Raw genomic sequence first — 12,090 nt, 5'->3', positions numbered from 1 at the left:
TCTAGGCGCTATCGCCTCCGTCAGAAATGACGTAGAAAGCGCACATTCTGCCATGGAGGACGCTATGACCGAAGCGGGTGCGAGGCGTGTCATCTGGTTCGTCGTGTTCCCGGGCTTCGAATTGCTCGATCTCGGCGGGCCGCTCTGCGCGTTCAATCTGGCGGTCGATTTTCATGCCGCGCCGTACGAGATGCGGATCGTCGCAAGCTCGGACGGGCTCGTGCGGGGGTCGTCGGGCGTCCGGATCGAGACCGTCTGCCCGGATGACGACGGCCACATCGACACGCTCATCGTCGTCGGCGCCTCGACGATCGACGCGCTCCAAAGCCAGGCAGCGACGGTCGCCTTTCTTCGGGAAGCCGCGCCGCGCGCCCGGCGGATCGCGAGCATATGCACCGGCGCCTTTCTGCTTGCCGAGGCGGGCCTGCTCGACGGTCACCGCGCGACGACGCACTGGCGCTACGCCGGGGAGCTGCAGCGGCGCTATCCCTCGCTGAGGGTGGATGCGGATCGCATCTTCATCCGCGAGGACGAGGTGTGGACCTCGGCCGGCATCACCGCCGGGATTGATCTCGCGCTCGCCATGATCGAGGAGGATTGCGGGACCGAGGTATCGAAGATCATCGCCCGCGATCTTGTCGTCTACCATCGGCGAAGCGGCGGACAGTCGCAATTCTCGACCTTGCTCGACCTGGAACCGCGACCGGGGCGGATCCGCGAAGCGCTCGCCTATGCGCGGGCGCATCTGCGCGAACGGCTCTCGGTTGAGCAGCTCGCCGAGGTGGCCTGCATCAGCCCGCGCCAGTTCGCGCGGCAGTTCGTCGCCGAAACGGGCGAGACGCCCGCACGTGCCGTCGAAAGGCTGCGCTGCGAGGCGGCAATCCCGCGGATCGAGAATTCGAGCGAGGCGCTCGATCAGATCGCGCTCCACACCGGCTTCGGCGATCTCGAACGGATGCGGCGCGCCTGCCTGCGGATTTACGGGCATCCCCCACAGGCGCTCCGCCGGCAACGGCGACGCTGATCGTCGGATGGGGAGCGGGTCGGCCGGAGCGGTAAGGGACGGGACGGCGCCGGGGCGATCGGACCTGGTCGTTCACGCCACCATGGATGGCGAGAGGCCCTGAGGTGGGGACATCGGCATGGTGGCCAAGAGCGCTATCTTGTCACCGGCACCGCCGAAGCCGACGCCGATCGGATCGGCGCAGCGGCGCTGACGACGCGCCACGCCGAGGGACCTCGTGCGTGCCGCCTGCGCGCTGGCGCGCACCGCCGGCCCAACCGCGGCGCGGCACGACGCCTTCAGGAGGCGGCGTTGAGAAGTAAGTCCAGCAGGGCGGGATCGAGCGACTGCAATCCCTCTGGCGCTCCCCCGATGAAGCACTGTCCCTTGATGTAATAGATCAAGGCCGGGAGCGCGGTGGGATCCAGGAATGCCGGAAGCTTCAGGACATATCGCGCCGCAGTCGATACCTGCTCCTCGCCGTCCCGATTGATGAAGGTGGGGATGACGTTCGTCTGGGGCAGTATGGGGTAGCCGGTCCCGCCCTGGAGCTTGCCGCTGCCCATCTTGCCGATCGCGAAAATGAAGGTCTTCTGGACAGAATATTTGAGGAAAGCGTCGTGGCAGCTCTCGCAGGGCGCGCCATTTTGGATGAAGGCCGAAACGGAGGAGGAGGCGATCTGCGCCGAGTAGCTATCGTACAGCTTGCGCTCGGCATGATCCCCCGGCCGGCTCTTGGGCGGCGCGTCCCTGCTGCCCAGGTTCTTCCAGGAAGCACCGGTTTGATCAAGCACATACAAGGTTGATTGAACCATCGATACGGCTCCGCAAAAGCGGGAGCCTAGGCGCCGGGCGTGCGGGAAAGATGTCAGTTCGAGCGCGAAGGGTTACGATGGAAACCGTGGCGCGAGGGCGCCGATGCGGCGTCGGCACAGATCGCGACTTTGCGCAGCCCCGACGGCAGGCTGGCCGCACCGCTTGCGTCGCCCGTCTGATGGTGACCTTGGGGTGACCGAAGGCCAGGACATGCATGATGCGAGCAAGCGGCACCCAAGTTGCATAAAGAAGACTCAGTTGCCCCCTTCGGCGGACGCGGACGGCAGGTCGGACAGGAGATAATAATGCGCAAAAAAGGCTTGCGATGCTCCGCGTTGTTCCTGAGCGCCATGGCGCTGGTTGGGGCGTCGCCCGGGTCAGGGCTTGAGCAAGGCAATCGAGGGGCGGCCGCGCAGCTATCTGATGAGAAGAACCAACGATCGGTCGCCGAGTTACGGCCCCTGAACAACGGAGACGTTCGGCAGCTTGTTATTGGTAGTGTGATCAAGCCGGCGGTGCAGACCGGTCTTGATCAATCGGTACAGGCCTACTTTGCCGATGGCGTGTTCATCCACTTTGTAGAAATCTATAGACATTTGGGGCGGTGCCGCATTTCGGGACGAAACCTTATCCTGCAATGCAGAAGCGGAAAGCGTGTCGTGCGCTTCTTTAGCGACCAATCCGGCAACTTCTACGCGAATTCGGGCGTAGGGCAGGATAACGTTGTTCGTATCTCTGTTAAACGCGCCGACCCTGCTTTGGAGCGCGAGTCAGTCGGGGCGACGCAGCCGTGCTGATCCGGCCGAAAGCCCCGCCGCGGCCGGCGGCCGGCGGCCGTCGGCCTGGTCATGCCTCGTCATGGCCCAGCAGCGCGCGGAGCTTCCCGGCATCTTCGGGCGACGCCGGATTGTAGATGATCATCCCCAGGTCGGGCCGGCCTTCGACCGCGAAGGACGAGAATTCCAGCGCGAGCCACCCTGCATCGGGATGGTGGATGCGCTTCACCCCCTCGCCATGCGCGACGACATCATTGTCCTGCCAGAGCGCTTCGAATTCGGGGCTGGTTTCGCACAGCTCGGCCACCAGCTTCGTCACCTCCGCGCTGGTGCTGGCGCCGGCGCGCGCGACATCGGCGCGGAAGGCACCGACGACGAAACGGGCGATGCTGTTCCAATCCTCGTTGCGGCGCCGCACATGGTCGCTGCCGAACATCAGCCGGAGGATATTGCGTCCCTCGCGCGGCAGCTTGGCGTAATCGGTCAGCAGCACCGCCGCGGCGCGGTTCCAGCCGACGACCTCCCAGGTCGCCGTCTTGATGATGGCCGGGCTCAGCGCCATCGCGTCGAGCACGCGCTGGAGGCGGGGGGTGATGCCGTCGACGGGTCGATACCGCGCCTCGGGGAGGCGCCCAAGGCCCAGCATGTAGAGATGCTCGCGTTCCGGCTCGGTCAGCATCAGGCCCTTGGCGATCCTGTCGAGCACGTCCGCCGAGGGCGCCCCGCCGCGCCCCTGCTCGAGCCATGTATACCAGGTCGCGCTGATATTGGCGCGGCTGGCGACTTCCTCGCGGCGTAGGCCGGGAGTCCGGCGCCGGCCACCGCCAAAGCCGAACGCCGCCGGATCCAGCCGCGTGCGCCGATCGCGCAGATAGGTGCCGAGTTGCTTGTGCGCTTCGCTGGCCATCATCGAGCCTGTTGCCGCTTATACCGGGATAGGCTCACTACTTAACAGGCTAAGGCCGGGACCGATATGCCGCTGCGGGAAAAAGGAGATCCTGCATGCGTGTTTTCCTGACGGGCGCGACCGGCTTCATCGGCTCCCGCATCATCCCCGAACTGCTCGACCGCGGCCACCGGGTGCTCGGCCTCACCCGCTCCGACGCAGGTGCCCGCCAGCTCGAGGCGGCGGGCGCCGAGGTGCATGTCGGCGACCTGGAAAAGCCGGAGACGCTCGCGGCCGGGGCGGCCGCCGCCGATGCGGTGATCCATTGTGCGTTCGATCATAATTTCCAGACATTCTTCGAGAACACCAGGAAGGACGAACGCAATATCAAGGCCATGGGCGAGGCGCTCGACGGGACGCACAAGCCCTTGCTGCTCACCTCGGGCGTCGGCATCGGCACGCCGGTGGAGGGCGGCCGCGCGACCGAGGACGTGCTCAACCCGCGCCACCCCAATCCCCGCATCGCCACCGAGTTCGCGGGCGCGGCGCTGACCGCGCGGGGCATCGACGTCCGCACCATCCGCTTGCCGCAGGTGCACGACACCAGCCGGGCCGGGCTGATCACGCCCTTGATCCTCGAAGCGCGGCGCGCCGGGGCGGTCGCCTATCTGGGCGAGGGCAGGGCGCGCTGGGCGGCGGCGCATGTCTCCGACGTAGCGAGGCTCTATGTGCTGGCGCTGGAGCAAGGCGAGCCGGGCGCGCGCTACCATGCGTCGGCCGAAGAGGGCGTGGCCGCACGGGCCATCGCCGAGGCGATCGGCACGGGCACCGGGCTGCCGGTCCGCTCGGTCACGCCGGCCGAGATCGACCAGTATTTCGGCTGGATGGCGCCCTTTGCCGGGCTCGACATGACGGCGTCGAACGACTGGACCCGCGCGCGGCTGGGATGGGAGCCGACCGGCCCGGATCTCCTCACCGACCTCGCCGCGACCGACTATGCGGCGCTCGTTCCCGCCTGACCCACCCGCCGCGCCCGCCGAGCCGATCCTCGGGCGGGTCGGCGGGCGGGGCCGCCCCGCATCGGCACAAGCGCTACCGCCGCCGTTCGGCCATGAAGAAGGGCCGGTGCCGGTTGGCGGCAGTCGGCGCTAGTTTATACCTTGGTGTAGACTGTCGAGGGGGCTGGTGGCTTGTTTGGGCTCAGCGGCCTGGCGGCGGCGGCCGAGACGCGGGACCATAAGCGCAACCATCCAGCGCAGGCGGCGCCGATCCGTAGCGGCGATAGCCTATACACCTGAACGCCGCATTCTTGCTTTTAGGCGCCAAAGGCCGCGCGATGCGTTCGCTCGATCAGGTCTCGGTCGGCCTCGCTTGCCAGCGCGGCGCGCGCCCGCTTGACGGCATCAAGCGCCTCGCGCGCGATGACGTGTCGTGCCGCCGGGGCGTGTCGCGCCAGCGCGCCCAGCGTCTTCTGCAGGCGAACGCCGACTTCGACGATCGCCGCGCCGTCTCGCGCAATGGGTCGGCACCAATCGTCGAGGAGATCGGCCAAGGCTGTCGGTGGAACATGGATCCGGGCGGGAAGCCGCGTGCGGCCGTCCGAGCGATGATCGAGCAGCCGCAGCAAGACACGGCCGCCCGCTTCGATCACCGCGATCGCCGTGCCGGGATCGTTGACCGCCGGTGACAGCGCCCGCGACGCGATCTCCGAGAGAACCACCAGGCCGAAGCGTGGATCGTGATCGAAGGCGCGCTGGTGCGCCAGGGTGAAAGCCTGCCGCACCTTCTCCAACACCGCCTCGTCGACGGCCCCGGCGATCAACGCCAGCGGTCGCCCGGGTTCGGCCAATCTGCCGGGGAGGGCGAGCAGGTGGATATCGACCGTCGCCGCGTCGGCGATCTCGCCCAGCAGCGCGATATCGACATGGGTGACCCGCGCCATGGTGGAAGCCGGCACGCCCGTCATGCCGCTCTGCGCGACCGCGGGCGGCGCATAGTCGAGCGCGAGCGGCACGGCCATTCTTTCCACCGCTGCCATCGCCGCGCGCTCGACCCGGTCGATCGTGTCGGACACGCGCCCGAACCGGGCGATATGTTCGATCCAGCGCAGCAGCGTCACGACGATCATCAGGATGACCAGGATCGTGCCGAAGAACAGGATCACGCGGCCGGTTTCGCCATAGAGGCCGGTGGACAAGGCGACGATGCCCACGATTGCGAACAGGAAGCTGCCGAGAAAGGTGGCGAGCGCGTTCTGCGCGGTGCTGTCGTCGATCAGGAGCTGGACGGCGCGCGGCGTGATCGTGCTGGTCGCACCCGCATAGGCCGAGACCATGGCGGTCAGCGAGAAGGTGGTGACCGCGAGCATGCTCGAGGCGAGCATGGTCAGAATGCTGTCGACCGATTTCGACCCGACCGTCGCGGCGAAGTGATAGGATATGGTGTGGCCCACCAGCGCACCGGCGAGCGCCAGCGCACCGCCGAACCCACACATCAGGGCTGCCCGGAACCACATCCTGCGCGTGACCAGCCGGAGCAGCCACTGCCATCGCGTCATTGCCGGTCCCCTTTCCGGGCGTTCAAGCTCCGGCAACCGCGCGGAGTTCCAGGCAAGGGACGTCAGTGTTCGTCCGCGTCGGAACCGGTCAAATGCCAGCGGCGGAGCAGACGCGGCATCGTCAGCCCTTGCGCGAAGATCGAGAAGGCGACCACGCCGAAGGTGATGACGACGATCTGGCCGCGCTCGGCGACGCCGGCAGGCACCGCCAGCGCCAGCGCCAGCCCCACCGCGCCCCTCAGCCCGCCCCAGACCAGCACATGCTGATACGTCACCGGCAGCCGCAGCCCGGACCGCGCGAACGGCAGCGCCAGCGGGTAGACCGCGGCGGCGCGGCCGATCAGCGTCAGGACGATGGCGAGGGCCAGCGGCGCCGAGACCAGCGTGATCGGCTGGTGCGCCTCATGGCTGCCGATCAGCAGGAACAGGCAGGAATTGGCGAGGAAGGCGGCATAGGCCCAGAAATCCTGCACATGCTGGTGACCAGCGACCGAGATCGAGCCGCGCGGCCCGACATTGCCGACGATGAGCCCCGCCGCCAGCGCCGCGAACACGCCGGATGCATGGACATGCTCGGCCAGCAGGAACGAGCCCCAGGCGACCACGGTCGTCAAGGTCACCTCGACCAGATGGTCCGTCGTCCGGCCGGCGATGGTCAGGACGGCAAGGCCGATCATGGCGCCGATCGCGACGCCGCCGGCCACCGTCCACAGCAGCGCCAGCGCGGCACCCGACGGCGTCAGCGCCTCGCCATTGGCGATGCCGACGAGGATCGCGAAGCCGACCGCCGCGACGCCGTCGTTGAGCAGGCTCTCGGACTCGACTACCATGCTGAGGCGCGGCTCGGCCTTCATCTCCTTGAAGGCGGCGATCACCGACACCGGATCGGTCGCCGCGATCAGCACCCCGAAAAAGGCCGCGCCGAGCAGGCTCCAGCCGAGCAACAGGTGCATGCCGGCCGCGACCGAAACGGCACTGATCGCGACGCCGAAAAAGGCGAGCACGACCGTCAACGGCATATCCGTCTTGAAGCGTGACCAGCGGAGCTGCAGCGCCGCCTCGAAGATGAGCGGCGGCAGGAAGACGTTGAAGATCAGCTCGCGCGAGAGCGGCAGGTCGGCACCGATCGGCAGATAGGCAAGGCCGATCCCGGCGAGCACCAGGCCGGCCGTATAGGGAAGGCCGATCCGCCGCGACACCATCGCCACCAGCGAGGCGACGATGAGAAGCGTGCCGAGTTCGGTGAGGCCGATATCGCCGCTCATGGCGCATTTCCCGCGACCGGCGTCAGGCTGAACTGCCGTCCCGCCGGCGGCGCCGGCTCTGCGGCGATACCCGCCTGGAGCAACAGCGCCGCCACGGCCAGCGCGCGGCGCTGCGCGAGGGTGGGTCGGCTGGGCGTCGCGCCGTCGGCGGGCAAGGCTGGCACCGCGAGGGAGCCGACGTTCCACCGATGCGCGGCCCAGGCCGAAGCCGCGACGGCGTCGCGCGCACGGGCATCGAGCGTGTCCGCACCGTCGGCAAAAATGATGGGCGGCAGCGGGCCCTGCGGCGGGACGATGACGACGTCCCAATCCTCGCTCTGCTCCGCGGCACGCTGTTCCAGCGCGCGATAGGTGGCGACGGTCGCGCCCGGCAATAGGGCGGCGGCGGCCACCGCGCGGTGATGGTCGCGATCGATCGTCACCGCGTCGGGCGCGATGCCGGTAATCAGCGCGACGCTGTTCGCGAGATCGGTCACCCGCTGCGCCGCCGTGTTCGGAGCCTCTCCGGCCTGGCGCAGCTCCTCGCGCTGCGCGGCCAGTGCGTCAGCACCGGCGCCGAGCAGAATCTGGTCGAGGTTCAGTCGCACCGGCCGGCCCAGCGTTCTGGCGAGTGCGGCTTGGATCGCGTGCGTCTTCTGCATCGAGCGGCGCGGCGTGATGACGACCGCGCGCACGACGATCGGCCGCGCGGTGAAGTCTATATCGAGTTGGGTCACGCGCGCCGCGGAGCCGAACCGATCGGAGAGCAGCGAACGCGCCTGTGACGTCGCCACGGCCTCGCGACCGATACGATTGAGCGAAACGCCGAGCGGGATCGCCATCACGACGAAGACAAGCGTCAGGAGGATGGTCTGCAGCCAACCCTGCCGTCGCGACAGATAATGGCCGAAGCCGTAGAAGCGCGCCATCACGGTCGCCGACAGCGCGATGGTGATGAAGTTCGTGACGAACAGCGCGAAGGCGCCCATGCCGACCGGCGCGTTGCGCGTGGCGATGCCATAGCCGACCACCGCCAGCGGCGGCATCAGCGCGGTCGCGATCGCCACACCGACGATCGTGTCGCCGCGGCCGCGGATGATCGCGAAGGTTCCGGCCAGCGCGGCGAAGAGCGCAACGGCAAGGTCAAACAGATTGGGCCGGGTCCGCGCGACGATCTCGGCCGTCGGCGCCTGCAACGGGGAGGCGAGCACCAGGAGCGCGGTGAAGGTCACGGCCGCGACGGCGCCGATCGCCAGCGCCTTCAGCGATCGACGCAACTCGCGAAAGTCGAACAGCGCGAGGCTGAATCCGAAACCGAGGATCGGGTTCATGAGCGGCGAGATCAGCATGGCGCCGATCACCACCGCCGGCGACGAGAGCAGCAGCCCCAGTTCGGCGATCCCCGCCGACATCATCGTCATGAAGGCGAAGCGCGGACTCCAGCCGCTCTCTTCAGCAACGCGCGCCAGCACCGCCGCATGATCGGTCGGATCGACGATCGCGCGTCGCCACCAGCGATACAGGGCGATCCGGTCGAGCCGCCTGGACGGATCGACCGGGAGGTTCGCGGCGGGGCCGGTCACGCGGGGCGCTCCGCCGGACCGATCCCGACACGGCAGTCGCCCGCTTCGCGCCGCCGGGCGCCATTCCTCGGTCCGGCCGATAGCAAGCCGGCGGCATGTGCCGGACGGTTCACCGCCATCGCGCGGGCGATCTGCCGTGCCCCCGGAAGCGCGGTGCGGCCGGCCGCGCCCGCCGCGCCGTTCGACATGCCGAGGCCGTTGACGGATCTGGCGGTTGTTTTTGTCGCCAAGGACAGTCCGATCGTTCCACCGGTGGGCGGGGCCGCGACGATCGGCGCGACGCGGCGGCGCCACAGCAGCGACAGCCGTACAGCCATTGGCCGCCGCCGCTGCGGAGGGTTGAAACGCTTGCTAGGACATCCGGCGCGCACACCGCCTATCCTCATGATCGCGCATCGGCGCTTCGACGCCGGATGGCATAGACCGGTCGCCGTGGTGAAGGGTGTCGAGCGACATCCGGGCGAGGGCGGCGGCTCGCCGCAGCGGTCGCATCCAGATCGAACATAAAAGACCCCGGCCACAGGCAATCGGCGCTGGCGGCCCGACCAACGCAATCAACCTGCGCCTTCACATTGAAGCGCGCACCCGGACACTGCTATCGCAGCAATGGCTGTCTCGAGCAACCGCCGACCCGCTCGGAAGCAGGCCAATCATCAAGCTTGGTGGCCGCCTTCGCCGACGGCCATGCCCATCTTCTGAGGGACGCAAGCCGAGGCGCTACGGTCGAAGAAGCCAGGATCAGCACCGCCTTATGGTCGCGGGGCTCCTTGCTTGGGAGGCAAGGACAGCCATGTCGTCATCAGCGCGCGCTCGACCCTTTGCATCGCCGCCAACGCGCCCGTTTACGAGCGTGGCTGGTATGGCACGGACAGGGAAAACGCGCAGGCGTCGCTCAAAACCCACGCGGCCCCGCCCACCGCGCGCCTCATAACCCCGACCGCGGCGGAGTAAGCGCGGCTGTCGCTCGCTCCGTTCGACTTGGAGCTGGATCGGCTCGATCTCTGGCGCTTGAACCGCTGATACTGGAAGAGAGACTACTCCATTTCGGTTTTTTCTACACGCGATTTGCTGATTCGCGAAGCTGCCAGGACGTGAGTCACGTAGGACGGACTTGAATAAGTCGAAAACCTCTGGAAGAAGCATTCAGCATCAGAGTGTTAGCCTGGGGGGCAGGATGTCGAACGCAACAATAATTTCCTCTGCGCAGCTTTCCAACGGGAACATCGTAGATGTCACACGGTACTCGACCTATCTTCCATATTACAGTGATCCGTTTTACGAGACAACTTACAGTCTGATAAGCGCGAACGGTAAAGTTCTCGTCGATAATCAGGATTTGTCGCAGAGCCCCTACACCGATTCTCCCGCCAGCGTCGTCGCCTCCAAAACCGGTGGTTTTGTGCTGACGTATAACAATGGTGAGTTCGAAGCCGTTTTTCTCGATGCGTCCGGGGTGCGGAAAAACTCAGTCTCCTTCTGGGATGATTTCTCGCCGGGCGGCTCTGCCAAGCTGAACGGAGACGATAGCATCACCGTCTCCTACTCGGGGGGCAGCGACAGCTATGGCGGAGAGGATTACGGCGCCACCACCTTTCGTCCGGACGGCTCCATGGAGTCGCAAACAGGACCCACCTATGGAGGCTCCTGGGCGATCCACTATACGACCTTCTACGACAAGAATGGGAAAGCTTTATCTACCGAGCTGGAAAGCAGTGCCATTCGCGAGGACATGACCACCTTGGCCAACGGCTGGAAGGATGCTCGGTTCTACGATGGCAATGGGCACTTGGTGGCGACGGCGCGCTACGACGCCAGCGGCAAAAAGCTCCAATATGACTCGATTGATGGGCAAGGCCATCATTACACCACAACGTGGAATCCGGACGGCTCATACCAGTATCGGTACGACAACGGTCTCCAGCATGTCGTGAACAGTTATGATGCGGCTGACGAGTTGACAGCGCAGGATATCAGCGTTCCACTGGGCGATCACACGCACAAGACGTTCGATCCTGGCTCCGGCATCCTGCTCAAGACCGAGACGCACCACGCGGATGGCTCGAAAACGGTCGATCAACTCGTCTCGGGGCAAGTCTATGCGCGACAGATCACGGACACTGGCGCGGATAACAAGATCACCGCCTTGGAACGCTTCTTCGCCAATGGCAGCAAGGAGTTTTCCGAGCACTACTACGCCGATGGATCATTCGACGCGGTCACATACGACGCTCTTGGCCATGTCGTCTCAAGCGTGACCGGCGCGGCGGATCACAGCCGGACGGCCGTGTCGAACACATACGCGCGCAACAGCGATTTCCTCATGTCGGTGCTCCAGGAACGGTATGGCGCGGACGGTACGGTGCTGGAACGCACCAGCCTCAACAGCGACGGGACGAGCCGGCTCACCGCCTATCAGCCAAGCCTGCTGACGGCGCCCTCCGGCACAAGCACCATCATGGTGGGCTCGCCGCTGGGCAGCGACACTTTCGCCTTCGGGCAGCACTTCGGAGCCGCCGCGATTTCAGGTTTTGTTGCGGGAAATGGTACCGGGCACGATCAACTGAGCCTGTCCGGATGGGCCATCACGGACTTTCACGGTCTCCAGGCTCATATGACGTCCGTGAGTGACGGAACGCTGATCGCTTTGTCCGACCACGACACGATTCTCCTCAGAGGTGTCTCGCCGGCGGCCCTGACGGCTTCCGACTTCTTATTTTATTGACCGAGGTCGTCGGCGCGCGAACCGGCGCTGCCGCTCATTTTCAGGTCGGGCAGGCGTCCTCACCGGGTGGAGCCTCCCTATCTTTCCGGGGGGATACAGTCGAAGATTATCGGCGCTAAAGATGGTGCGCCCGCTCGGCCTGATGCGAGAGGCGCAGGTCGGCCGCGGCCGCACGATCTTCCGCGGCTTCTTCATGCGCGCGAAGGACTAGTCCGATCGGGTGGGGCATAAGTTGATCGCCAGCCTCTCCGCCTATGGGCAGGGCGGAGCCGTCGAGCCGCGTACGTCTGTCACCAAGGTGCAGTTGAGCCGAGGAGCGACCCGCTCCCCCATGACGGGTTGATTGCGCTTGAGCCCTGCGGTCGCATGGGCGCATCCATAGCTTTGCACCTCTTTGTGCGAGGTGGCCGGCGCCACGCAGCGGGGGGCGAACACCGCCAATCGATCAGCTACTGCGTCAAATATCGGGTGAGATCACCATCTCACCTAGGCAGGCGGACTCA

The 12,090-nt window shown here is 66.4% G+C and carries 10 protein-coding genes; 4 read left to right on the top strand and 6 right to left on the bottom strand.

What is annotated here, in order from left to right:
• Positions 1-64 precede the first annotated feature (64 nt).
• Positions 65-1,024 (top strand): GlxA family transcriptional regulator, encoded by a 960-nt coding sequence (locus LHA26_RS00360; protein WP_252166779.1) that lies wholly within the window; start codon positions 65-67, stop codon positions 1,022-1,024.
• A gap of 278 nt (positions 1,025-1,302) precedes the next feature.
• Here LHA26_RS00360 and LHA26_RS00355 read toward each other — a convergent pair whose 3' ends face one another.
• Positions 1,303-1,818, bottom strand: coding sequence for a hypothetical protein (locus LHA26_RS00355; RefSeq protein WP_252166778.1), 516 nt, complete (start codon positions 1,816-1,818; stop codon positions 1,303-1,305).
• A 306-nt stretch (positions 1,819-2,124) separates the two neighbouring features.
• On the opposite strand from LHA26_RS00355, the gene LHA26_RS00350 reads away from it, so the two are divergent.
• The gene (locus tag LHA26_RS00350; protein ID WP_252166777.1) at positions 2,125-2,616 is read left to right on the top strand and encodes a hypothetical protein; all 492 of its coding nucleotides are present in this window, start codon (positions 2,125-2,127) and stop codon (positions 2,614-2,616) included.
• A 49-nt stretch (positions 2,617-2,665) separates the two neighbouring features.
• Here the strand turns inward: LHA26_RS00350 and LHA26_RS00345 are convergent, their stop codons facing one another.
• Complete coding sequence (locus LHA26_RS00345) at positions 2,666-3,502, bottom strand: helix-turn-helix transcriptional regulator (protein WP_252168434.1); 837 nt, start codon at positions 3,500-3,502, stop codon at positions 2,666-2,668.
• A 95-nt stretch (positions 3,503-3,597) separates the two neighbouring features.
• Here LHA26_RS00345 and LHA26_RS00340 point away from each other — a divergent pair, with 95 nt between their 5' ends.
• Positions 3,598-4,500 (top strand): SDR family oxidoreductase, encoded by a 903-nt coding sequence (locus LHA26_RS00340; RefSeq protein WP_252166776.1) that lies wholly within the window; start codon positions 3,598-3,600, stop codon positions 4,498-4,500.
• A gap of 296 nt (positions 4,501-4,796) precedes the next feature.
• On the opposite strand, the gene LHA26_RS00335 is transcribed toward LHA26_RS00340, so the two are convergent.
• The 4 genes from LHA26_RS00335 to LHA26_RS00320 all read right to left on the bottom strand — a co-directional run bounded on the left by LHA26_RS00335 (position 4,797) and on the right by LHA26_RS00320 (position 9,182).
• Entirely contained in the window at positions 4,797-6,038 is a 1,242-nt protein-coding gene (locus LHA26_RS00335) for a DUF2254 domain-containing protein (RefSeq protein ID WP_252166775.1), read from the bottom strand.
• A gap of 62 nt (positions 6,039-6,100) precedes the next feature.
• The gene (locus LHA26_RS00330; RefSeq protein WP_252166774.1) at positions 6,101-7,303 is read right to left on the bottom strand and encodes a cation:proton antiporter; all 1,203 of its coding nucleotides are present in this window, start codon (positions 7,301-7,303) and stop codon (positions 6,101-6,103) included.
• The gene (locus LHA26_RS00325; protein WP_437441225.1) at positions 7,300-8,754 is read right to left on the bottom strand and encodes a DUF389 domain-containing protein; all 1,455 of its coding nucleotides are present in this window, start codon (positions 8,752-8,754) and stop codon (positions 7,300-7,302) included. The genes LHA26_RS00330 and LHA26_RS00325 overlap by 4 nt, the downstream gene beginning before the upstream one ends.
• Before the next feature lie 107 nt (positions 8,755-8,861).
• A complete protein-coding gene (locus LHA26_RS00320; RefSeq protein ID WP_252168440.1) occupies positions 8,862-9,182 on the bottom strand; it encodes a hypothetical protein in 321 nt (106 codons plus the stop codon).
• Positions 9,183-10,039: 857 nt separating this feature from the next.
• On the opposite strand from LHA26_RS00320, the gene LHA26_RS00315 reads away from it, so the two are divergent.
• On the top strand, positions 10,040-11,587 hold the full coding sequence (locus LHA26_RS00315) for a hypothetical protein (RefSeq protein ID WP_252166773.1): 1,548 nt from the start codon (positions 10,040-10,042) through the stop codon (positions 11,585-11,587).
• Positions 11,588-12,090: the final 503 nt, after the last annotated feature.

Origin of the sequence: Sphingomonas morindae (assembly GCF_023822065.1) — a bacterium.
Taxonomy (GTDB): domain Bacteria; phylum Pseudomonadota; class Alphaproteobacteria; order Sphingomonadales; family Sphingomonadaceae; genus Solisphingomonas; species Solisphingomonas morindae.
Note: the sequence above shows the minus strand (reverse complement) of the source record. Positions and strands in the feature narration are given on the sequence as shown.